Origin of the sequence: Pseudomonas sp. RL_105y_Pfl2_101, from assembly GCF_963970585.1 — a bacterium.
GTDB lineage: Bacteria > Pseudomonadota > Gammaproteobacteria > Pseudomonadales > Pseudomonadaceae > Aquipseudomonas.
This window is the reverse complement of sequence record NZ_CAXAPG010000020.1, coordinates 75,465-96,708: the sequence shown is the minus strand read 5'-3', so window position 1 is coordinate 96,708 and position 21,244 is coordinate 75,465. Positions and strand designations below refer to the sequence as shown.

Genomic DNA, 21,244 nt, shown 5'->3' with positions numbered 1-21,244 from the left:
CCAGGCGCTTGAGCCAAAGACAGAAGCCGTTGCGTTCCCAATAGAGGATTTTCACTCGGTTACGGGAGCGATTCAGAAAAACGAAAAGTACCGGGTCGAAGACCGCCACCTTGATATCCAGCTCGACCAGGGCGGCCAGGCCGTCGATGGATTTTCGGAAGTCCACGGGCTTGGGGTAAAGGTAAACTTTTTCGACTTTGGCGTCGGGACGCATCATGAGGTGCTGGCTCCGGAAAGAGATCGGGAGCGCAGCATCGGGCTTCAATGGGCGGCTTTGAATGTGTGGGTGATGGATCGTTTACGGTACATTCGACACGACTTTGGAAGGATGGACCGCTTACCGAGTCAGTCCTGCAGGTTCACGTGCCCGCTTCGATAGTGCCGGCAGTCTCTCGCAAGCGGTTATCTTGCGAGGCGCCGGGTTCGTCAAGGTCACCTTCGACGTATCCGATTATTTCGGTGTGGGTTCAGTTTCTGTGCAGGGAGCAACGGGCAGGTATGCGATTAGTCGCGCAGGTCCTTATGATCTGGATTTTATGGCGCAAACCGGTGGCACCGTGGAGCTGATCTTCACCTCTCAAAGTTCATTCGATATCGATAACGTTGAACTGTACTTTGAAGAGGATTCCGAATGCACGCCGGTTCAATTGATTGAAAGTGGTGGGTTTGATGATTCGTCCATTATTGGCTGGGAACAAAATGGCAAAGTCAAGGGCGTGGAAGGTCGAGCACAATTTGATTCTTATGCCTGGTTGTCCCAAGCAGTCGCGGTGAGGGCCGGCGCGCTGATAAACGTCAGCTTTGAGGTGGCGAACTTTTACGGTCCAGGGAAAGTCAGCATTCCTGAGTACGGTAGAGTGTTTAATTTTGATAGACAGGGGCGCTTCGAGGTAGCGTTCGTACCGCCGGAGGGATCTGCGGTTACTACTGTCACGCTGCGCTTCGACTCGGACGTATCATCATTCGATCTCGATAACATTGAACTTTGGGCGTGCCCTGATGAGACGAGCAGCGGGCAAATAATCCTGAAAGATGTCTTCATCTTGCCCAAGGAGTGAAATGACGACGGGCATACGCCATGGGCGGGCAGCGGATCATCACGGACGATTCGGATAAGCATCCCGGCGTGCAAGCCGGTTGTGCTTCGCGGGCGGTGTGTGAAATTGTGTAAGGGTTTTGTTTCTGAAAGGGTGAGGACGTATATCCTTGGCGTTTGGTTTCATGCCTGCACCTTTCGGACCCACCCATGCCCAACATCCTCCTCGTCGAAGACGACGCCGCCCTCTGCGAACTCATCGCCAGCTACTTGGAGCGCAACGGCTATCACGTCAGCGTGCTCAACCGTGGCGATCACGTCCGCGAGCGGGCGCGGGCCAACCCGCCGGACCTGGTTATCCTCGACCTGATGCTGCCGGGGCTGGACGGCTTGCAGGTCTGCCGCTTGCTGCGAGCCGATTCGGCGACCTTGCCAATCCTGATGCTCACCGCGCGGGACGATAGCCACGATCAGGTGCTGGGGCTGGAAATGGGCGCTGATGATTACGTCACCAAACCCTGCGAGCCACGGGTGCTGTTGGCGCGGGTGCGCACGTTGTTGCGGCGCAGCAGCCTGACCGAGCCGCAGACGGTCAACGACCGCATCCTCATGGGCAACCTCTGCATCGACCTGTCCGAGCGCACCGTAACCTGGCGCGGACAAGCGGTGGAGCTGTCCAGCGGCGAATACAACCTGCTGGTGGTGTTGGCCCGGCACTCCGGCGAAGTGCTGAGCCGCGACCAGATCCTGCAGCGCCTGCGCGGCATCGAGTTCAATGGCACCGACCGTTCGGTGGACGTGGCCATTTCCAAGCTGCGGCGCAAGTTCGACGACAATGCCGACGAAGCCCGCAAGATCAAAACCGTGTGGGGCAAGGGCTATCTGTTCAGTCGTTCCGAGTGGGAATGCTGAGCCGATGTGGAAGCTGCTGATTCGCCTTTACCTGGTCACCATCGTGTCCTACAGCGCGGCGATCTACCTGATGCCGGAACTGGTGATCCGCCTGTTCCATGAGCGTTTCCTGACCTACAACCTTGATTATTCCCGTGGCCTGCAAACCTTGATAGTCAAGCAGTTCCGCGCCGTGCCCAGCGAGCAGTGGCCGGCGCTGGCGGCGCAGATGGACAAGGAGTTCGAGCCGCTGCGCATCGAGCTGGCCGCTGTCGATGACGGCGGCTTCAGTGTCGATGAACAGGCGCGCCTCAAGCGCGGCGAGAACGTGGTGCGTATTGGCGACTGGGCCTGGCGCACCTTAGCGGCGGCGCCACTGGATGAGCACACGGCGGTGAAGCTGGTCGTGCCGCCGGACCCGTCCGACGTCAGTTGGTTGTACTGGAGCATCAACGTGTTGATTGGCGCGACGATGCTGGCCTGTCTGTTGCTCTGGTTGCGGCCTCACTGGCGCGACCTGGAGCGTCTCAGGCGCACCGCCGAGCGCTTCGGCAAAGGTCATCTGGGCGAGCGTACGCACATCGCCTCCAGTTCGAACATCGGCAGCCTGGCCCACGTATTCGACACGATGGCAGGAGACATCGAGAACCTGCTCAACCAACAACGGGACCTGCTCAACGCCGTGTCCCACGAACTGCGCACGCCGCTGACGCGGCTCGACTTCGGCCTGGCCCTGGCATTGTCCGATGAGCTGCCGGCGCCCAGTCGCGAACGTCTGCAAGGGCTGGTGGCGCACATTCGCGAACTGGATGAGTTGGTGCTGGAGCTGCTGTCCTACAGTCGCCTGCAGAACCCGCAACGCCTGCCCGAACGGGTCGAAGTGGCGTTGGACGAGTTCATCGACAGCATCCTGGGCAGTGTCGACGAGGACTTGGCAGCGCCGGACGTGGTGATCGACGTGCTGCTGCACGGGGCGCTGGAGCGTTTCGTACTGGACCCACGCTTGACCGCACGGGCCTTGCAGAACCTGCTACGCAATGCCATGCGTTATTGCGAAAAGCGCATCCAGGTCGGCGTGCTGGTCAGTGATCAAGGCTGTGAGATCTGGGTCGACGACGATGGCATCGGTATTCCTGACAGCGAACGCGAGCGGGTGTTCGAGCCGTTTTATCGCCTGGACCGCAGCCGCGACCGCGCCACCGGCGGCTTCGGCCTCGGCCTTGCCATCAGTCGTCGCGCCCTGGAAGCCCAGGCCGGCACGCTGTCGGTCGAGGCTTCGCCGCTGGGTGGGGCGCGCTTCAGGCTGTGGCTGCCAACTGCGTCCTGATGCCGGCTCGGTATATCGCCCAACCCGTCTGTAGGCGCTGACGAGTGCAACGAGGCTGCGATCTTGTCCCGGACAATTGAGTCGCAAGCGAACGATCAAGATCAAGATCAAGATCAAAAGATCGCAGCCTTCGGCAGCTCCTACCCAAACAACCCCGCCGCAATATTGATCGAAAACCCCAGGATCGCCGTGTTGAACACAAACCCGATCAACGATTGCGCCAGGACGATCTTACGCAGTTGCCGCGTGGCGACGCCCACGTCCGCCGTCTGCACCGCCACGCCGATGGTGAAAGAGAAATACAGGAAATCCCAGTAGTTGGGCGTGGTCAGCCCTTCGGCAAACCGTAGCGCCGGCCCCTTGCCCTCCCAGGTGTAATACAAGCGCGCGTAGTGCACGCTGAAGATCACCCCGATCAGCAACCACGATCCGATCACGGTCATTGCCGTGAAACCGTAATGCAACGCCTTGCCGGCGGCATTCAGGTCGCGGCTGCCGGCCAGTTCGAGGGTGATGGTCGCCAGGCTGGCCAATGCCGCGATGCAGACCACCAGCAGGACCAGCCCGGCATTTTCATCTTCGATTTCGGCGATGCGCCGGACGTCGGGCGCTTTGGCCCGCACGGTCAGCCAGGACATCAGCGCCAGGTAGGTCCAGACGCCGACATTCCAGCCGATCAGGATTTTGCTGATGATCGAGTCCACGGGAACCAGGATACCCACCGCCAGGCCAAGGACCGTGGCGCTGGAAAGACGCGGGTGGGTACGGGCGAGAAAGGGCATGGAGACTCACTGTGCGCAGAGGAGACGCTTAGTATGAGCCATCAAGCGAAGGGGCGGCCCTCTATCGCGCTGGACTCGATCAATTGCACGCCCGCTTCCTGCATCCGCCGGATCGCGGCTTCCATCGAGCCGTCCCTATCAATGCCCCGACAGGCATCCAGCACCACAAACGCGTTGAACCCCGCCAACCGGGCATCCAGTGCCGAAAACATCACGCAGAAATCCAGGGCCAGCCCCACCAGGTACACCGTGTCGATGCCGCGTTCCTTGAGGTAGCCGGTCAAACCGGTGGGGGTCTGGTGGTCCGCTTCCATGAAGGCGGAGTAACTGTCGATGTCCGGGTTGCAGCCCTTACGAATGATCAGCTTGGCATGGGCGAGGTCGAGTGCCGGGTGCAGCGCGGCACCGTTGCTGCCCTGTAGGCAGTGGTCGGGCCAGAGTTTCTGTTCGCCGTAGGGCAATTGGACGATGTCGAACGGTTGCTTGCCCGGATGGCTGGACGCAAACGAGGCGTGCCCGGCCGGGTGCCAGTCCTGCGCGAGGACGACGTGCCTGAATGATTGTCCGAGCTGGTTGATCAGCGGTACGATCTCATCACCCCCCGGCACCGCCAGTTGGCCGCCGGGGATGAAATCGTTCTGTACATCAATCACTACGAGTGCGGTGGTCAAAGCCCGGTTGGCGGGAACGCTCATGAATGGATCCTCCTGGAAGTGGTTCTTCGAGAGTAGCCGAACGGCTCTGGGCCAGGTGTTTGTCCGCGAAAGCGCCGTGACATGCAACATTAATGTAAGCTGGTCGTCCGCTTTCGCGAACCCGCTCCCACGAGGTGCTCTGTACGGCCTTAAACTAGGTGTGAGTCCTGAAAAGTCTGGGGAGATGTCTTTCGTCGAAAACATTCCAGCGTTGATGGCCTTTTGATATTTTGCCCGTGCATCGGCGATATGATTGCGTACAATCGCCGGCTTTCCACCGGGCATGGAAGCAGTTCGGCCTTGCAGTCACGAGAAAAAAACCATGCTTATCGGCAGTTACTCCCCCGCCTTAGTCTTTATTTCCTTGTTTGTTGCCGTTCTGGCGTCCTACACCGCACTGGACATGGCCGGGCGCATTGCGACCACCCGGGGACGCGCCGCACACCTGTGGATGGCCGGGGGTGCATTGGCGATGGGGGTGGGCGTCTGGTCCATGCATTTCATTGGCATGCTGGCGTTCACCTTGCCGATCCAGCTTGGCTACGATGTATCGATCACCGCGCTGTCGCTGTTGATCGCCATTCTTTCCTGCGGCTTTGCCCTATGGCTGGTCAGCCAGCCACGATTGCCGGCGTGGCAACTGGCGTTCGGCGCGCTGATCATGGGCGCCGGGATCAGCAGCATGCACTACACCGGCATGGCCGCGCTGCGGATGCAGCCGGGCATCGACTATGACCCGACGCTGTTCGGGGCTTCGCTGGTGATCGCCGTCGGCGCTTCGGCGGCGGCGCTGTGGATTGCCTTTCGCTTGCGCCAGAATACCCCCCACGTGCGCCTGGCTCGTGCGGGCGCCGCGGTGGTCATGGGCATCGCCATTGTCGGCATGCACTACACCGGCATGGCCGGGGCGCGATTCAGCGAGGGCAGCTTTTGTGGCTCCCTGGACGGCTTGAGCAGCAAGGGCCTGGACAATCTGGTGCTGATCACCACCTTGGCGGTGCTGGCCATTGCCTTGCTGACGTCGATTCTCGACGCGCGCCTGGAAGCCCGGACCGCCGAGTTGGCCCAGTCCCTGACCTTGGCCAACCGGGAACTGACCCAGTTGGCCCTGCATGACCCCCTCACCGGACTGCCCAACCGCGTATTGCTGGCTGATCGTATCGACCAGGCCATGCAGCGGGGCGGTTGCTTCGCCTTGATGTTCATCGACCTCGATGGCTTCAAACCGGTCAACGACGCCTTTGGCCACCACATGGGCGATTTGTTGCTGCGGGACGTGGCCCTGCGCCTGCGCGAAGACCTGCGCAGCCGGGACACCCTGGCGCGGATCGGCGGTGACGAGTTCGTGCTGCTGGTGCAACTGACCGAGCCCGACGATGCCTTGCGACTGGCGGCGCGCCAGGTCGGGTTGATCGGCCATACCTTCCGGGTTGCCGACCATGACTTGCAGATATCCGCCAGCGTCGGCATTGCGCTGTATCCAGGCAACGGCCAAAGTGCCGACGAATTGCTGATGAACGCCGATGCGGCGATGTACCATGCCAAAGGCGCCGGCAAGAACGGCTACAGTTTTTTCGATGCGTCGATGAACAGCAACGCCCGCAAGCAGTTGCAGTTGCTGCAAGACCTGCGCGTCGCCGTCGAACAGCAACAATTCAGCCTGTACTACCAGCCCAAGTTCGATGCCGCCAACGGCCGGCCGGTCGGCGCCGAGGCCTTGTTGCGCTGGACCCATCCGACCCAGGGTCTGTTGATGCCCGACACCTTCATCGACCTGGCGGAAAAGACCGGGTTGATCATCCCCATCGGTGAATGGGTGTTGAACGAAGCCTGTCGGCAGATGCGCGAATGGTACATGCTCGGGTACACCGATTGGCGCATCGCAGTGAACCTCTCGGCCTTGCAGTTCTGTCATGCAGGGTTGGTGCAGAGTGTGGCCAAGGCGCTGGAGACGCATCAGTTGCCGGCCAACAGCCTGACCCTGGAAATCACCGAAACCACCGCCATGAGCGATGCCGACGCGAGCATGACGGTGCTGCAACAGCTCTCGGACATGGGCGTGGACCTGTCCATCGACGACTTCGGCACCGGCTATTCGAGCCTGATGTACCTCAAGCGCCTACCGGCCAACGAGTTGAAGATCGATCGCGGCTTCGTGCGTGACCTGGAACACGACAGCGATGACGCGGCGATTGTCTCGGCCATCGTCGCCCTCGGCCAGGCCTTGGGCCTGCGGATCGTCGCCGAGGGCGTGGAGACCGATGTGCAACAAGACTTCCTGACCCAGTTGGGCTGTGATTCGCTGCAGGGCTATCTGCTGGGGCATCCACTGCCGGCTGAGCGCTTCATCCACGACATTCGCCAGGCACAACGGCTGGCGGCGGGCTGAGCCACTTCAAGGCACGATATCGAACGCCGTGCTACCGAGCCGCTCGCCGTTGACCAGCAGGTGCACGGCATGCCGGCCTGCGTAATGTTTGCGAGTGGTCAACTCGCGAATGTGCTGGGAGCGGCTGAGGTTCACGCAACCCTGGGCGGGCAGGTCGAAGGTCTTGAGCTTGAAGACTTTGGCCGAGGTGCCGCCCGAGGCTTTCACGTAGTCGACGGCATAGTCGATCACCAGGCGTTGGCTCTGCTCCAGGGTTGATTGCACCGTGAAGGACAGCGTGACCTGCTCCCCCAGGCGAATCACCGCCGGTGTTACCTGCAAATCCAGCACCTGGACCTGTGCCTTGCCGCCGACCCCGATGACGCCCAGCGCCCTGGGGTTGCCCTGTTTGATCAGGCTCCGCAGTGCATGCCGGGCGATCCACGCCGTGTGGCGGTTTTGCAGGGGCCAACCTTCGATCTGATCCAGCACCCAGTCGGGATGCTGCTTGGTGACGTCGTTGAGGTGGTTGGCCACGGACTTGCGCACATAAAGGCTATCGTCGGCCTTGAGCGTGTCGAGGATCACGGCGGCGTGGTCAGGGTTGGCCTGGATCGGCGCTAGGTGAAACGACCACGGCAAGCGCGGCCGACTGCCTTCGCTGGCCAGGCGGCGTACGTGCTCGTTGGCGTCCAGCGCCCAGTCGTGCATGACCTTGAGGGTGCGTTCCAGGTCGTCGCGCAGGAAGTGCCGCACGGCGAACTCCGACGAGCCGAACCGGGTGAAGTACTTGAGCGCGTCCAACGACACGTCGAAGCGATGCCGGCCATAAGACGCCACGTAGTGAGGCAGGAACATGCTGACGAACATGCTGTTCAGGCGTGGGGCCAAGGCGCGCAGCACCTCCAGCGACGCTTCGTAATCGAGGGGCAGCACCGCATGCAGGCACTCACTGACCCGGGCCATGCGCTGCATCACCGACAACTCAGCCAGCCCGTCGTTGGCCATGTGCAAAAACGCCGGGGCATCGAACGCTGGGTACACCGCACGCATTTCGCCAGCGATGTGTTCCAGGCGCGCGCTGTTGAAGATTTCCTTGAGGGCAGGGGATGACGGGGTAGAGGTGGTCATGGCGAGATCCGTAGTCCAGAGGTTGCCACTATGCCATGCACGACCTGTGGCGAGGGAGGAGCCATCTAGGAGCTGTGTAGGAGCTGTCGAGTGCAACGAGGCTGCGATCTTTACCCAGACACTTGAGTCTCAAGCGAAAGATCAAAAGATCGCAGGCTTCGCCAGCTCCTACGGGGTTCAGCGGGAGCAAGCAGGGGGACAGTTTTCCAGGAATTAAGGAATGATTCGCCGCCCGTGAAGTCCCAGCTTCAGTCACTCGGATAACTGGAGTTTTTTTCTATGCGCCAACCCACCCTGATCGCCAGCCTGGTCCTGGTCGCCGGCCTTGGAGCCCTTGGGCCTGTTGCGCAGGCAGTCGAGAAAACTGGGGATGCCCTGGAGCATTCGCCGAGCAATGGCCGCAGACTGGTGGAGAACGACCGGGTACCGGCGGATTACCAGCGTGCGGACCGAGCCATGAAAGACTGGAAACAGAAGCAACTCGAGCAACCGACAAACGAGCAGCAATGGGTGCATATCGACGACAAGTACTTGCTGATCGAAACCGTGTCCGGCGCAATCGTCAAGATCGTGCCGGCCACACGTTAGAGCACTTCGCCTTTGTCCCACAGGCGAACCAGCTCGCCGGGTGCCTGGTCCTCAGGCACCTGTAGCACCATCTCGTCGTCCTGGTCATTGGCGCGATAGTGCACCTCGATCTGGAAAAAACGCTGGTCGCCGCGCCCGGGCGTGGAAGAGGTCAGCGGCAGGCAGCCCTTCAGGACCGAACTGATGCGTGTGCGCTGCTCGAGGTTGCATTGGGCGAACTCGATTTCCCGTGGTCGGGTCAGCGCATGGATGGCCGCCACGCCGCCCTGGCGCGACAGCCGTACCACCGCCTTGTCGTCGAGATCTGGAAGGGTTTTCATCAACTCTCCTGTGTCAGGTCGACGCCGACCTGGGCCCAGCCGCTCTGTACCGCTTGCACTTCCCGCGTGCCGAAGCGCTGGCGGGCGTGCTCGACGGTCAGGCGGGCGAAGGCGCTGAAGGACGCGTCATTGGCCAATCTTCTATCGCACAAGGTTTCATACCAGATCCGACCAGCCTTTTCCCAGGCAAATCCGCCCAGCGTAGTCGCCACCAGATAAAAGGCCCGGTTGGGGATGCCGGAGTTGATGTGCACGCCGCCGTTGTCTTCACGGGTAATGACGAATTCACGCATGTGCGCCGGTTGCGGGTCCTTGCCCAGCAACGGGTCATCGTAGGCGCTGCCGGGGTTGGACATGCTGCGCAGGCCGTCGCCGTTGATCTTGTCGGTAAGCAGGTCGGCGCCGATCAGCCAATCGGCCTGGTCGGCAGTCTGTTCGAGCACGAACTGCTTGACCAGCACACCGAATACATCGGAGATGGACTCGTTCAGCGCACCGGATTGGTTGGCGTAGATCAAGCCGGCCTCGCTTTCGGTGACGCCATGGGCCAACTCGTGGGCCACCACGTCCAGGGAACGGGTGAAACGTTGGAAAATTTCGCCATCGCCGTCGCCGAACACCATCTGCGCGCCGTTCCAGAAGGCGTTTTCATAGCCCTGGCCATAATGCACGCTGCCCACCAGGGCGAAGCCTTTGTTGTCGATGGAGTCGCGCCCCAGGACCTTCCAGAAAAAATCATAGGTGGCGCCGAGGGCGTCGTAGGCTTCGTCCACGGCCGGGTCGCCGCTGGCCCGCTGGCCTTCCAGGCGGACCGGTTGGCCGGGCAGTTCCATGCTGTTCTGGGCGTCATGCACGTTGCGTTGCGGCTGTCCGGCTTTGCCGGGTTTGGGCAGCTTCGCGGCGGCGAGGTTGCCGGGCGGGCCGGGGTTGTGCCGCAGGCTGCGCACGTGGGTCAAGGTGCCGAGGGCGCTGGAGCGTTGCTGTTCGGAGCCGTGGGCGATGATGCGATTGAGGATGTATGGCGGAATGAAACCGTGGAGCGGGCGAGAATCGAACATCAGAAAATCCTTATCTGAAATGCAGGGTCGATACCCATGTGAACCGAAGTCGCCTCAGCGGTTCCCTGGCGCAGGGCAGACAACGTTTGCCATGCGCTCGGATTTCTGCGAAAACCCCGCGCCTGGATCACACGAGGGATACCGCCATGAATGAAGAGCTGCAAATCATCGACCTGGAACAGGGCGACGGCAAAAGCGTCGTCAAAGGTGCGCTGATCACCACCCAATACCGCGGCACCCTCGAAGACGGCACCGAATTCGATTCGTCCTACAGTCGCGGCAAACCCTTCCAATGCGTGATCGGCACCGGTCGCGTGATCAAGGGCTGGGATCTGGGTCTGATGGGCATGCAAGTCGGCGGCAAGCGCAAGTTGTGGGTACCGGCCCACCTGGCCTACGGTGAGCGGTCCATGGGGGCCCACATCAAGCCTAACGCCAACCTGATCTTTGAAATCGAGTTGTTGGAAGTCCTGACTCGGGACGATTGATGGGCTGAGAGGGTCATGGTGTGTCGGCACAGGAGCGCTCGCTGAACAGCGGGAGGCGGCCGTTGACGGAGGGACGGTAGCACCAGGTCAACTGATCCAGTGGAGGGTCGCGCTCAAGAATCGCAGCCAGCGTGGCGCGGGCGATGTCCATGGCCAGGGTTTGGCCTGGGCATTCATGGCGCCCGTTGCCGAAGCTGAAACTGCGACGGTTCGGGCGGTCGAGCAGCAGGGTATCTGGTTGTGGGTTGAGTTGCGGGTCGCGGTTGGCCGAGGCCAGCAGCACCAGAACCCCCTCCCCGGGGTTCAGCGCAGTGCCGAGGATTTCGCAGGGCGCGGCGATGAAGCGGCGAGTGTTCTGCACCGGCGGGTCGAAACGTTGGACTTCGGCCAGCAGTGGGCCGATCTGTGTGGGGGCCTCCCGCAGCGTCTGGCGCAACGCTGGATCGTCGATCAGCGCCAGCAACGCGTTGCCGATCAGGCCAGCGGTGGCTTCATAGGTTTGCGAGAACAGACCGATCAGGTTGGCGATTTTACTGTCCGGATCAACGTCTTCGAAGCCTTGGTCAATGCCCCGCAACAAAGGGTTGTCCTGCGCCTCGATCCGCTCCTGGAACAAACGGGCCAGTTGCTCGCAGGCCCCGTGCGCCGCGTCCAATTGTGGTGTGTGGCTCAGGGGCGACAGGCCGGCGACTAAATCCCCGGTCAATTCGCTGACCCGGTGACAGTCCATCGGGCTGAAACCCAGCAACGTCGCGACCACGCTGGACGGCCCGGTGAACTGGGCCTGGTGCAGGCCTTCGGCGCCCTCTTGGAGAAAGCGGGCCCTGACCAGGGCCTCGACCTGTCGGGAATCGATGTCCTGCAACCGCGGTGCAATTGCCGCCCTCGGGCAACGCTGCCGTTCACCTTCGTTCATGCGCATCAGGTGCCCGAACACCCGCCCGGCCGGTCCCATGGCGATGGCCGTTGGCACCGGCTCGTGGGCCGGGCGTACATGGCAATCGGGATGCTGCAACACCGCGCACACCGCCTCGGCACTGCTGGCGATCCACAGGTTCAGCCCGGGGTCGAAGGCCAGCCCGCCGGCAGCGCGCAGGGCGCCGTAAAAAGGGTAAGGGTCGGAATGCGTCGCGGCGGTGATCGGGTCCATGAAGCGCTGCCTTGTTCGTAATGGAGAAAGTGTTGCTACTATCTCCAGTCGATGCATGGCTTGATTCGTCAGGGAGCGAAATATGAACGCAGAGCATCATGATCTGGGCGTGTCCCAAGTGGCCGCGGCCATTGCCGAACCGGCTCGCACCCGGATGCTGTGCGCGTTGATGGACGGTCATGCCCGTACCAGCACCGAGTTGGCGAGCATCGCCGAAGTCAGCGCCTCGACCGCCAGCGCCCATCTGGCGAAACTCAAGCAAATGGCCTTGGTGCGCCTGCATGTCCAGGGCCGTCATCGTTATTACAGCCTGACCGACCCGCGCGTCGCCCAGGCACTGGAGGCGCTGATGGTGATCGGCCAGAACACCGCACCGACTTTCACCCCGCGCACACCGGATCGCCTGCAGTTTGCCCGCACCTGCTACGACCACATGGCCGGCACCTTGGCGGTGCGCCTGCATGACCGCCTGATCGAGGCGGGATGGCTGACAGAGGTGGAAGGCGATGGCTATCGGCTGAGTGACTCCGGCGAGGCGGTGTTCGAGGGCTTGGGCATCGATGTCCAGCACCTCGCCACGCAACGCCGCCGATTCGCCTGTCCCTGCCTGGACTGGAGCATGCGCCGTCCGCACTTGGGGGGTGCCTTGGGGGCGGCGTTGCTGCAAGTGGCGATCAAGCGCAAATGGGTGATCCAGGACCTGGATAGCCGGGCGCTGGGGGTGACGGCCAGTGGTCGGCGGGAGATGGCGGGGCGGTTTGGCGTGAGTGCCGAAATCGATGTTAAACCCACCGCCGTCATCGCGAGCAAGCCCGCTCCCACAGTGGGCCTGCGCTGAACACAAGACTCATGCACACCCAAGATCCCCTGTGGGAGCGAGCCTGCTCGCGATGGCGATTCCTGCATCGCCTCATCATCCAGCCATATGCCGGCGCCACTCCACCAAGGACATGCCCAGTCCCGCTGGGCCCGGCACATCAGTGTGCGCTCCGTGGTGTTGGCGGCGCGGGCCAGTTGCGGCAAGGAGCATGGGTCGCTGGGGTTCGCCTCCAAGGCTCGCAGCAGGAGGGCCAGCAGTGGATCATCCGAGGAGGGCAGGTAGCTGCCGACGTGGGGGGCCTGCGGTTGGCTCGGTGGATCGCTGCGCAGCGCTTCCAGCAGGGCGCGGTTCCGCGGGCTCAAGGTCAGCGCACAGGGTACGGCAGGCAACGCGTGGCACAGTTCGGCGGCCAGGTAACATTGGCGCGGGTCCACGCGGCGCGGGAGCAAGCTCGCGCTGGGCTCTGTAGGAGCTGCCGGAGGCTGCGATCTTTTGATCTTTCGCTTGAGACTCAAGTGTCTGGGGAAAGATCGCAGCCTCGTTGCACTCGACAGCTCCTACAGAGTTTCTACCGAGTTTCTACAGAGCCCGGCGGGAGCAGGCGCCTTCTATTGATCAAACCTTGACGATCCAACCCGCGGGGGCTTCAACGTCGCCGGTCTGCACGCCGGTCAGCTCTTTGTACAGCTTCTGGGTGATCGGGCCGACGTCGGTTTCGCTGTGGAACACGTGCAGCTTGTCCTTGTAGCTGATGCCGCCAATCGGGGTAATCACCGCAGCGGTACCGCAGGCACCGGCTTCCTTGAAATCCGACAGCTTGTCGATGAACACGTCACCTTCGATCACTTCCAGGCCCAGGCGCGATTTGGCCAGTTCGATCAGCGACAGGCGGGTGATGCCCGGCAGGACCGAAGGGGATTTTGGGGTGACGAATTTGTTGTCGTGGGTGATGCCGAAGAAGTTGGCCGAACCGACTTCTTCGATTTTCGAATGGGTCAGCGGATCCAGGTAGATGCAGTCGGCGAAACTGGCCTTCTTGGCCTGGGAGCCAGGCATCAGGCTGGCGGCATAGTTGCCACCGACCTTGGCTGCGCCGGTGCCTTGTGGGGCGGCGCGGTCGAAGCCGGAGATCAGGAAGTTGTGCGGGGTCAGGCCGCCCTTGAAGTAGGCGCCGACCGGGATGCAGAAAACCGAGAAGATGAACTCGGGTGCGGTGCGCACGCCGATGTTGTCACCCACGCCGATCACGAACGGGCGCAGGTACAGCGCACCGCCGGTGCCATACGGCGGGATGAAGCGCTCGTTGGCGCGGACCACTTGCTTGCAGGCTTCGACGAACTGCTCGGTGTCGACGTGCGGCATCAGCAGGCGCGCGCAGCTGCGCTGCATGCGGGCGGCGTTCTGGTCCGGGCGGAACAGGTTGATGGAGCCGTCCTTGCAGCGATAGGCCTTCAGCCCTTCGAAGCACTGCTGACCGTAGTGCAGGGCGGTGGAGCCCTCGCTGATGTGCAGCACGTTGTCTTCGGTCAGGGTGCCCGCGTCCCAGGCACCATCGCGCCAGTGCGACAGGTAGCGCTTGTCGGTCTTGATGTAGTCAAAGCCCAGTTTGTCCCAATCGATGCTTTCGTTACCCATGACACCCTCTAGTTCTTAACAACCGTCGAAACGGTTCAAGGCTTCTGACGTTTTTTGGATGGGGAGAACAATACTTCATTCCGGGGGTGTTTCGCAGCCTGTTACATGGATCCTGCTGCTGAAAACAGCCCTGCGGTCGTTGTGAGGGATTGTGGGAGCGGGCAAGCCTTGCTCCCACAAGTTATTCACCCACAACTGTCACAGATGCAACGCATGCCCTAACGCCCGCAACGCCGCTTCCTGCACGGCCTCGCCCAGCGTCGGGTGGGCGTGGATGGTGCCGGCGATGTCCTCCAGGCGCGCACCCATTTCCAGGGATTGGCCGAACGCGGTGGACAGCTCCGACACGCCGACGCCGACCGCTTGCCAGCCAACGATCAGGTGATTGTCCCGTCGCGCCACGACCCGGACGAAACCGCTTTTCGATTCCAGGGTCATGGCCCGACCGTTGGCGGCGAACGGGAAGCTCGACACCATGCAATCGAGTCCGGCCGCCTTGGCCTCGTCTGGTGTCTTGCCGACCACCACCAGTTCCGGGTCGGTGAAGCACACCGCGGCGATGGCGCTCGGGTTGAATTCCCGGTGTTGGCCGGCGATCAGCTCGGCGACCATTTCGCCTTGGGCCATGGCCCGGTGGGCGAGCATCGGTTCACCGCTCAGGTCGCCGATGGCCCAGACGTTGCGCATGCTGGTCTGGCAACGGCTGTCGATTTTCAGTGCCGAACCGTTCATCGCCAAGTTCAGTGCTTCGAGGTTCCAGCCCTGGGTGTTGGGTTTGCGACCAACGGCCACCAGCACCCGGTCGGTGTCCAGGTTCAGCGTCTCGCCATTGGGATCGCGCACTTGCAAGGTGCTGGCCTGGGCATCGAAACCTTCGACGCTGTGCTTGAGGTACAGCTTTACGCCCAACTGCTTGAGCGCCTCGTGCACCGGTTGGGTCAGCTCGCCGTCGTAGGCTGGCAGGACCCGTTCCTGGGCCTCGACCACGCTGACCTCGGCGCCGAGCTTACGGTAGGCAATGCCCAGCTCCAGACCGATGTAGCCACCGCCGACCACCACCAGGTGCTTGGGCACCGAAGTGGGGGCGAGGGCTTCGGTGGAAGAAATGATAGGTCCGCCCACCGGCAGCATCGGCAGGTTGACACTTTTCGAACCGGTGGCCAGCAGCAGGTGTTCGCACTGGATGCGGGTGTCGCCGACCTCGACGGTCTTGCCATCGATCACCTTGGCCCAGCCGTGAATGACCTGGACCTTGTGCTTTTTCAACAACGCCGCGACGCCGGTGGTGAGGCGATCGACGATGCCGTCCTTCCATTCCACGCTCTTGCCGATGTCCAAGGTCGGTGCCGCCACCTTGATGCCCAAGGCTGAACCCTGGCTGTGGTGCCGGGTCTGGTGGAACTGCTCGGCCACATGAATCAACGCCTTGGATGGAATGCAACCAATGTTCAGGCAGGTACCGCCCAACGCCTGGCCTTCCACCAGAATGGTCGAGATGCCCAGTTGGCCGGCGCGGATCGCCGCCACATAGCCGCCGGGGCCGCCGCCGATGATCAGCAGCGTCGTGTTCAAAGTTTGCATCGCCTGCTCCATTGATGATTAGTCCACAAACAAAGTGGCGGGTTGTTCGAGCAAGCCACGCAGGGCCTGGATGAATTGCGCCGCGTCCATGCCGTCGACCACTCGGTGATCGAAGGAGCTGGAGAGGTTCATCATCTTGCGGATCACGATCTGGCCCTTGATCACCACCGGCCGCTCGACGATTTTATTCACGCCGACAATCGCCACTTCCGGCAGGTTCAACACCGGCGTGCTGACAATGCCGCCGAGTGCGCCGAGGCTGGTCAGCGTGATGGTCGAACCGGACAGCTCATCGCGGCTGGCCTTGCCCGTGCGGGCCGCCGAGGCCAGGCGTGAAATTTCCGTCGCGCTGTCCCATAGGTTGCGGGCCTCGGTGTGACGCACCACCGGCACCATCAGGCCAACGTCGCTCTGGGTGGCGACGCCCACGTGCACGGCGCCTGAGCGGTGGATGACCTGTGCTTCGTCGTCGTAGCGCGCGTTCATTTGCGGAAAATCGCGCAGCGCCACGACCAACGCGCGGACCAGGAACGGCAGCAAGGTCAGCTTGCCGCGGCTGGCACCGTGTTTTTCATTCAGGTGCACCCGCAGCTCTTCCAGGGCGGTGACGTCGATCTCTTCGACATAGCTGAAGTGGGCGGCGCGCTGGGTCGCTTCCTGCATGCGCTGGGCGATCTTGCGACGCATGCCGATCACCGGAATCTGCTGCTCGTCGTGGCGTTCGGCATAACCGAAGCCGCCCTTGGCCTGGGTCGACGAACCCTGGGCCAGATAAGCCTCGAGGTCTTCGTGCAGGACCCGCCCGGCGGGACCGCTGCCCTGGACCAGGCGCAATTGAATGCCCAGGTCCAGCGCGTGTTTGCGCACGGCCGGCGACGCCAGTGGACGCTCGTCGGCGTCGCGGGCCACCGGGGCTTGCGGAGCCGGGCGGGGCACGGCGGTTTTTTCCAGCACCGGTTCAGGCGTGGCCACTGGCGCCTGCTTCGGCGCCTGCGCAGCTGCCGCGGCTGGCGCCGGTTGCGCCGATTCTTTCAAGTTACCCGCACCTTCGACTTCAATGCGGATCAGTTCGCTGCCCACCGCCATGACTTCACCCGGCTCACCGCCCAGGGCGATGACCCGGCCATGCACCGGCGAAGGGATGTCGACCATGGCCTTGTCGGTCATGACATCGGCCAGCACCTGGTCCTCGACCACCATGTCGCCGACCTTGACGTGCCACACCGACAGTTCAACTTCGGCGATGCCTTCGCCGATGTCCGGCATTTTGATAACGTGCGTGCCCATTCAGACCTCCATGACCCGTTTCAACGCCGCGCCCACTCGGGACGGCCCTGGGAAATACGCCCACTCCTGCGCGTGCGGGTAGGGGGTGTCCCAACCGGTGACACGCTCGATAGGCGCTTCCAGGTGGTGGAAGCAGTGTTCTTGTACTAGCGACACCAGCTCGGCGCCGAAACCGCAAGTGCGGGTGGCTTCGTGGACGACCACACAGCGGCCGGTTTTCTTCACGGATTTGACGATGGTTTCCAGGTCCAGCGGCCAGAGGCTGCGCAGGTCGATGACTTCGGCGTCGATGCCGGTTTCTTCGGCCGCCACTTGGGAGACGTAGACCGTGGTGCCGTAGGTGAGGATGGTCACGTCCTTGCCTGGACGGGTGATGGCAGCGACGTCCAGCGGCACCGTGTAGTAGCCGTCCGGCACCTGCGCCGAAGGGTGTTTCGACCAGGGCGTTACCGGGCGGTCGTGGTGGCCGTCGAATGGGCCGTTATACAGGCGCTTGGGTTCGAGGAAGATCACCGGGTCATCGTTTTCGATGGAGGCGATCAGCAGGCCCTTGGCGTCATAGGGGTTGGACGGCATGACGGTGCGCAGGCCGCAGACTTGAGTGAACATCGCCTCGATGCTCTGGCTGTGAGTCTGGCCGCCATAAATACCGCCGCCGCAGGGCATGCGCAGGGTCATCGGCGCGGTGAACTCGCCGGCCGAGCGATAGCGCAGGCGCGCCGCCTCGGAAATGATCTGGTCCGACGCCGGGTAGACGTAGTCGGCGAACTGGATCTCGGCCACCGGCCGCAGGCCGTAGGCGCCCATGCCCACCGCCACGCCGACGATGCCGCTTTCGGAAATCGGCGCGTCGAACACCCGCGAGGTGCCGTACTTGTTCTGCAGGCCTTCGGTGCAGCGGAACACGCCGCCGAAGTAACCCACGTCCTGGCCGAACACCACGACGTTGTCATCGCGCTCGAGCATCACGTCCATGGCCGAGCGCAGGGCCTGGATCATGGTCATGGTAGTAGTGGTCATGGCGGTGTCCAACGCAATATTGTTGTTGTGATCGTTCATGTCAGATCCCCAACTGCTGACGCTGGCGCTTCAAGTGCTCCGGCATCTCTTTGTAGACGTCTTCGAACAGCGTCGCGGCGCTTGGAATCTGCCCGCCGGCGAGGGTGCCGTACTGCTCGGCCTCCTTCTGCGCGGCGATCACCTCGGCTTCGAGTTCGGCGGTGACTGCCGCATGTTCCTCTTCGGACCACTGGCCGCTCTTCACCATGTGCTGCTTGAGGCGCGCAATCGGATCGCCCAGCGGGAAGTGGCTCCAGTCGTCGGCGGGGCGGTACTTGGAGGGATCGTCAGAGGTGGAGTGCGGGCCGGCGCGGTAGGTGACCCATTCGATCAGCGCCGGGCCGAGGTTGCGGCGGGCACGTTCGGCGGCCCAGCGCGAGGCGGCGTAGACCGCCATGAAGTCGTTGCCATCGACACGCAGGGAGGCAATGCCGCAACCGACGCCGCGTCCGGCAAAGGTTGTGGCTTCACCGCCGGCAATGGCCTGGAAGGTGGAGATCGCCCACTGGTTGTTGACCACGTTGAGGATCACCGGCGCCCGGTAGACGTGGGCGAAGGTGAGGGCCGTGTGGAAGTCCGATTCGGCAGTGGCGCCGTCACCGATCCAGGCCGAGGCGATCTTGGTATCGCCCTTGATCGCCGAGGCCATGCCCCAACCCACGCCCTGGACGAATTGCGTGGCGAGGTTGCCGGAAATGGTGAAGAAACCGGCATCCTTGACCGAGTACATGATCGGCAACTGCCGGCCCTTGAGCGGATCGCGCTCGTTGGACAGCAGTTGGCAGATCAGGTCCACCAGCGGCACGTCGCGGGCCATCAGGATGCTTTGCTGGCGGTAGGTGGGGAAGCACATGTCGTCGATGTTCAACGCCAGGGCCTGGGCGCTGCCGATGGCTTCTTCGCCAAGGCTTTGCATGTAGAACGACATCTTTTTCTGACGCTGGGCGACGACCATGCGGTTGTCGTAGATGCGCGTCTTGAGCATGGCACGCATGCCCTTGCGCAGGATTTCGACGGGGATGTCCGCGGCCCAGTCGCCCAAGGCATTGCCCTGGTCGTCGAGCACGCGGATCAGGCTGCGGGCCAGGTCCGCGGTGTCGGCGGGTTCGACGTCGATGGGAGGTTTGCGCACCGTGCCGGCATCGGACAGATGCAAGTAGGAAAAGTCGGTCTTGCAGCCGGGACGGCCCGAGGGTTCGGGAACGTGCAGGCGTAGCGGTTCATACGCTGGGTTCATGGCTTTCTACGCTCGATCTTGTGAATTTCTTGTAGTGGGCGCGCTAGCTGACGAATTTCCCCGGGTACGGGAAATTGTCCTACAACAATCATAGGCTCGACGAAGAAGAATATTTTTCTCTGTTGGCTTGCTGTTCAGATCATTTGAAGATAAAAAATCTGCACAATGATAAAAAACAGGATTATTTGTCTCATGCGTAAATTGGATCGCACCGACATCGGTATTCTGAACAGCCTTCAGGGAAATGCCCGCATCACCAACGCCGATCTCGCCCGTTCGGTCAATCTGTCACCGACGCCGTGCTTCAACCGTGTCCGGGCGATGGAGGAACTGGGGGTGATCCGCGAGCAGGTCACGCTGCTGGACGCCGACCTGCTGGGGCTGCACGTCAACGTGTTCATCCACGTCAGCCTGGAGAAGCAGGTGGAAGAGGCGTTGCAGCACTTTGAAGAAGCGATTTCCGATCGGCCGGAGGTGATGGAGTGCTACCTGATGGCCGGCGATCCGGATTACCTGATCCGCGTGCTGGTGCCGACCATCCAGTCGCTGGAGCGGTTCATGATGGACTTTTTGACCAAGGTCCCGGGTGTGGCGAACATCCGCTCCAGCTTTGCCCTCAAGCAAGTGCGCTACAAGACCGCGCTGCCGTTGCCGGCCAACGGGTTGACCCTGGGCACCTGAAATTCAAAGGATCGCAGCCTTCGGCTGCGCCTACGCAAGCATCGCATTCCCATGTAGGAGCTGCCGAAGGCTGCGATCTTTTGATCTTAAAACTGATGAATCGCAACCTTCAGGTACAGGGCCAGCTTGCATGTTCATCTGTGGGAGCAAAGCTTGCTCGCGATGCAGGCGCCTCGGTTTCCCAGGAGACCGCGTCCACTTCATTGCGGGCAAGCCTTGCTCCCACAGGGAAGTGGGCATTAGAGCAACCGACACTGCATCGAAAAAACCAGCGCCATCGATTGCCCTTGCTCCAGCAAGCGCAACCCCGGTCGTCCTGACAGGTGATGGGCGTTGACCGGATGACTGACCGGTTCGATGCAGAAGAAATCCAGGCCCACGGGGCAGTACAGCAGGAAGTAGTCACTGCCACTGGCGCGGCATTCCAGCTCATAGCCCAGGTCCGGTTGCTGGATCAGACAGTGCCCGTCCCAACCACCGAAGCCGTTGTCGACCAGCGTGTCTGGCAGTAGACGGGCGTGCTGGAAATCCCACTCTGCGGGGATGTCCCTCAGTTCCGTTGGCAGTTTCGAGGCATCGCACAGCCAGACTTCACTGGCGCAGGTTTTCAGGCGAGTGCCAACGGTGCGCGGAAAATACGGATGCAAACCCAGCCCGTGCCACGCGGCCTGTTCGGCCATGTGGGTGACATGGATGGCGATGTGTAGCTGACCATCGCTCAGACGGATCCGCAGGCGGGCGCGGTAGGCGAAGGGGGATTGGCTGTCGAGTTGCAGCAAGGCTTGCTGGGCACTCTGTTCGACCACCTGCCACGGTTGTTGCCAGGCACTGCCGTGGATCGGGAACGGGTCGTTGGGGCTGTTGGCTTCCAGGGCCAGCCAGTCGTCGGGGCAATCGAAACCGCCCTGGGCGATCCGGTTCGACCACGGGATCAACGGGAAGCAGCCGAGTTTGCCCGGCAGGCCGTTTTCCACGGCTTGCGCAGCGGGCGGACGCAACAAGGGCGTGCCGCTGCTGCGCAAGGTCCAGGCGACGACGCTGGCGCCCAGGTGCGGGGCCAGGGTGAGGCGGGTCAGTTCGTCTTCGAGGTATAGGAGAGGCAGCGTCATG

Annotated in this window: 21 protein-coding genes and 1 pseudogene; 8 read left to right on the top strand and 14 right to left on the bottom strand. The window is 62.3% G+C overall.

The features are described 5' to 3' along the window. Positions 1-217 (bottom strand): IS66 family insertion sequence element accessory protein TnpB (gene tnpB / locus AACY31_RS19795; RefSeq protein WP_339505005.1); only part of this gene is annotated, 217 nt, incomplete at its 3' end. 103 nt (positions 218-320) lie between these two features. Here tnpB and AACY31_RS19790 point away from each other — a divergent pair. The 3 genes from AACY31_RS19790 to AACY31_RS19780 all read left to right on the top strand — a co-directional run bounded on the left by AACY31_RS19790 (position 321) and on the right by AACY31_RS19780 (position 3,254). Next, a complete protein-coding gene (locus AACY31_RS19790) occupies positions 321-1,058 on the top strand; it encodes a hypothetical protein (RefSeq protein ID WP_339505004.1) in 738 nt (245 codons plus the stop codon). A gap of 188 nt (positions 1,059-1,246) precedes the next feature. Beyond that, positions 1,247-1,948 carry a response regulator transcription factor gene (locus AACY31_RS19785; RefSeq protein ID WP_339505002.1) on the top strand — a complete coding sequence of 234 codons (702 nt, stop codon included), beginning with the start codon at positions 1,247-1,249 and terminating at the stop codon, positions 1,946-1,948. Between the two features lie 4 nt (positions 1,949-1,952). Next, positions 1,953-3,254 (top strand): ATP-binding protein, encoded by a 1,302-nt coding sequence (locus AACY31_RS19780; RefSeq protein ID WP_339478699.1) that lies wholly within the window; start codon positions 1,953-1,955, stop codon positions 3,252-3,254. Between the two features lie 140 nt (positions 3,255-3,394). Here the strand turns inward: AACY31_RS19780 and AACY31_RS19775 are convergent, their stop codons facing one another. Next, complete coding sequence (locus AACY31_RS19775; protein ID WP_339478701.1) at positions 3,395-4,036, bottom strand: DUF1345 domain-containing protein; 642 nt, start codon at positions 4,034-4,036, stop codon at positions 3,395-3,397. Positions 4,037-4,077: 41 nt separating this feature from the next. Further along, entirely contained in the window at positions 4,078-4,731 is a 654-nt protein-coding gene (pncA, locus tag AACY31_RS19770; RefSeq protein WP_339478702.1) for a bifunctional nicotinamidase/pyrazinamidase, read from the bottom strand. Between the two features lie 322 nt (positions 4,732-5,053). On the opposite strand from pncA, the gene AACY31_RS19765 reads away from it, so the two are divergent. After that, a complete protein-coding gene (locus AACY31_RS19765) occupies positions 5,054-7,120 on the top strand; it encodes a putative bifunctional diguanylate cyclase/phosphodiesterase (protein WP_339478703.1) in 2,067 nt (688 codons plus the stop codon). A 6-nt stretch (positions 7,121-7,126) separates the two neighbouring features. On the opposite strand, the gene AACY31_RS19760 is transcribed toward AACY31_RS19765, so the two are convergent. Then, a complete protein-coding gene (locus AACY31_RS19760) occupies positions 7,127-8,230 on the bottom strand; it encodes a DNA alkylation repair protein (RefSeq protein WP_339505001.1) in 1,104 nt (367 codons plus the stop codon). Between the two features lie 279 nt (positions 8,231-8,509). Here AACY31_RS19760 and AACY31_RS19755 point away from each other — a divergent pair, with 279 nt between their 5' ends. Next, positions 8,510-8,818: an RcnB family protein gene (locus tag AACY31_RS19755; RefSeq protein ID WP_339478705.1), complete on the top strand. Its 309-nt coding sequence runs from the start codon at positions 8,510-8,512 to the stop codon at positions 8,816-8,818. Here the strand turns inward: AACY31_RS19755 and AACY31_RS19750 are convergent. Together AACY31_RS19750 and AACY31_RS19745 are read right to left on the bottom strand one after the other, a co-directional pair. Continuing rightward, entirely contained in the window at positions 8,815-9,138 is a 324-nt protein-coding gene (locus AACY31_RS19750; protein WP_339478707.1) for a protealysin inhibitor emfourin, read from the bottom strand. The two genes, AACY31_RS19755 and AACY31_RS19750, sit on opposite strands and share 4 nt — an antisense overlap. Continuing rightward, positions 9,138-10,196: a M4 family metallopeptidase gene (locus AACY31_RS19745; protein ID WP_339478709.1), complete on the bottom strand. Its 1,059-nt coding sequence runs from the start codon at positions 10,194-10,196 to the stop codon at positions 9,138-9,140. The genes AACY31_RS19750 and AACY31_RS19745 overlap by 1 nt, the downstream gene beginning before the upstream one ends. Positions 10,197-10,342: 146 nt before the next feature. Between AACY31_RS19745 and AACY31_RS19740 the strand changes: the two genes are divergently transcribed. Continuing rightward, positions 10,343-10,684, top strand: a complete 342-nt coding sequence (locus AACY31_RS19740; protein ID WP_003202944.1) for an FKBP-type peptidyl-prolyl cis-trans isomerase — start codon at positions 10,343-10,345, stop codon at positions 10,682-10,684. Between the two features lie 13 nt (positions 10,685-10,697). Here AACY31_RS19740 and AACY31_RS19735 read toward each other — a convergent pair whose 3' ends face one another. Then, positions 10,698-11,834: a cytochrome P450 gene (locus AACY31_RS19735; protein ID WP_339478712.1), complete on the bottom strand. Its 1,137-nt coding sequence runs from the start codon at positions 11,832-11,834 to the stop codon at positions 10,698-10,700. 82 nt (positions 11,835-11,916) lie between these two features. Here AACY31_RS19735 and AACY31_RS19730 point away from each other — a divergent pair, with 82 nt between their 5' ends. After that, the gene (locus tag AACY31_RS19730; protein WP_339478714.1) at positions 11,917-12,672 is read left to right on the top strand and encodes an ArsR/SmtB family transcription factor; all 756 of its coding nucleotides are present in this window, start codon (positions 11,917-11,919) and stop codon (positions 12,670-12,672) included. 84 nt (positions 12,673-12,756) lie between these two features. Here the strand turns inward: AACY31_RS19730 and AACY31_RS19725 are convergent. The 6 genes and pseudogenes from AACY31_RS19725 to AACY31_RS19700 form a co-directional block, all read right to left on the bottom strand. Next, positions 12,757-13,070, bottom strand: a pseudogene (locus AACY31_RS19725) (AraC family transcriptional regulator); the annotation flags it as partial. Positions 13,071-13,269: 199 nt separating this feature from the next. Continuing rightward, positions 13,270-14,289 carry a branched-chain amino acid aminotransferase gene (locus tag AACY31_RS19720; protein ID WP_339492385.1) on the bottom strand — a complete coding sequence of 340 codons (1,020 nt, stop codon included), beginning with the start codon at positions 14,287-14,289 and terminating at the stop codon, positions 13,270-13,272. Positions 14,290-14,487: 198 nt separating this feature from the next. Continuing rightward, a complete protein-coding gene (lpdA, locus tag AACY31_RS19715; RefSeq protein ID WP_339478717.1) occupies positions 14,488-15,870 on the bottom strand; it encodes a dihydrolipoyl dehydrogenase in 1,383 nt (460 codons plus the stop codon). An 18-nt stretch (positions 15,871-15,888) separates the two neighbouring features. Continuing rightward, positions 15,889-17,157 carry a dihydrolipoamide acetyltransferase family protein gene (locus AACY31_RS19710; RefSeq protein ID WP_339478718.1) on the bottom strand — a complete coding sequence of 423 codons (1,269 nt, stop codon included), beginning with the start codon at positions 17,155-17,157 and terminating at the stop codon, positions 15,889-15,891. After that, entirely contained in the window at positions 17,158-18,216 is a 1,059-nt protein-coding gene (locus AACY31_RS19705) for an alpha-ketoacid dehydrogenase subunit beta (protein ID WP_060741703.1), read from the bottom strand. Position 18,217: 1 nt separating this feature from the next. Then, on the bottom strand, positions 18,218-19,453 hold the full coding sequence (locus AACY31_RS19700) for a 3-methyl-2-oxobutanoate dehydrogenase (2-methylpropanoyl-transferring) subunit alpha (protein ID WP_339478723.1): 1,236 nt from the start codon (positions 19,451-19,453) through the stop codon (positions 18,218-18,220). Positions 19,454-19,645: 192 nt separating this feature from the next. Here AACY31_RS19700 and bkdR point away from each other — a divergent pair, with 192 nt between their 5' ends. Next, a complete protein-coding gene (gene bkdR, locus AACY31_RS19695) occupies positions 19,646-20,134 on the top strand; it encodes a Bkd operon transcriptional regulator BkdR (protein ID WP_339478724.1) in 489 nt (162 codons plus the stop codon). 239 nt (positions 20,135-20,373) lie between these two features. Here bkdR and AACY31_RS19690 read toward each other — a convergent pair whose 3' ends face one another. Next, positions 20,374-21,243: an aldose 1-epimerase gene (locus AACY31_RS19690; protein WP_339478725.1), complete on the bottom strand. Its 870-nt coding sequence runs from the start codon at positions 21,241-21,243 to the stop codon at positions 20,374-20,376. Position 21,244: the final 1 nt, after the last annotated feature.

Coding starts and splice junctions, on each gene's coding strand:
- AACY31_RS19785 (WP_339505002.1), top strand. CDS start 1,247: ATGCCCAACATCCTCCTCGTCGAAGACGACGCCGCCCTCTGCGAACTC.
- AACY31_RS19780 (WP_339478699.1), top strand. CDS start 1,953: ATGTGGAAGCTGCTGATTCGCCTTTACCTGGTCACCATCGTGTCCTAC.
- AACY31_RS19775 (WP_339478701.1), bottom strand. CDS start 4,036: ATGCCCTTTCTCGCCCGTACCCACCCGCGTCTTTCCAGCGCCACGGTC.
- pncA (WP_339478702.1), bottom strand. CDS start 4,731: ATGAGCGTTCCCGCCAACCGGGCTTTGACCACCGCACTCGTAGTGATT.
- AACY31_RS19765 (WP_339478703.1), top strand. CDS start 5,054: ATGCTTATCGGCAGTTACTCCCCCGCCTTAGTCTTTATTTCCTTGTTT.
- AACY31_RS19760 (WP_339505001.1), bottom strand. CDS start 8,230: ATGACCACCTCTACCCCGTCATCCCCTGCCCTCAAGGAAATCTTCAAC.
- AACY31_RS19755 (WP_339478705.1), top strand. CDS start 8,510: ATGCGCCAACCCACCCTGATCGCCAGCCTGGTCCTGGTCGCCGGCCTT.
- AACY31_RS19750 (WP_339478707.1), bottom strand. CDS start 9,138: ATGAAAACCCTTCCAGATCTCGACGACAAGGCGGTGGTACGGCTGTCG.
- AACY31_RS19745 (WP_339478709.1), bottom strand. CDS start 10,196: ATGTTCGATTCTCGCCCGCTCCACGGTTTCATTCCGCCATACATCCTC.
- AACY31_RS19740 (WP_003202944.1), top strand. CDS start 10,343: ATGAATGAAGAGCTGCAAATCATCGACCTGGAACAGGGCGACGGCAAA.
- AACY31_RS19735 (WP_339478712.1), bottom strand. CDS start 11,834: ATGGACCCGATCACCGCCGCGACGCATTCCGACCCTTACCCTTTTTAC.
- AACY31_RS19730 (WP_339478714.1), top strand. CDS start 11,917: ATGAACGCAGAGCATCATGATCTGGGCGTGTCCCAAGTGGCCGCGGCC.
- AACY31_RS19720 (WP_339492385.1), bottom strand. CDS start 14,289: ATGGGTAACGAAAGCATCGATTGGGACAAACTGGGCTTTGACTACATC.
- lpdA (WP_339478717.1), bottom strand. CDS start 15,870: ATGCAAACTTTGAACACGACGCTGCTGATCATCGGCGGCGGCCCCGGC.
- AACY31_RS19710 (WP_339478718.1), bottom strand. CDS start 17,157: ATGGGCACGCACGTTATCAAAATGCCGGACATCGGCGAAGGCATCGCC.
- AACY31_RS19705 (WP_060741703.1), bottom strand. CDS start 18,216: ATGAACGATCACAACAACAATATTGCGTTGGACACCGCCATGACCACT.
- AACY31_RS19700 (WP_339478723.1), bottom strand. CDS start 19,453: ATGAACCCAGCGTATGAACCGCTACGCCTGCACGTTCCCGAACCCTCG.
- bkdR (WP_339478724.1), top strand. CDS start 19,646: ATGCGTAAATTGGATCGCACCGACATCGGTATTCTGAACAGCCTTCAG.
- AACY31_RS19690 (WP_339478725.1), bottom strand. CDS start 21,243: ATGACGCTGCCTCTCCTATACCTCGAAGACGAACTGACCCGCCTCACC.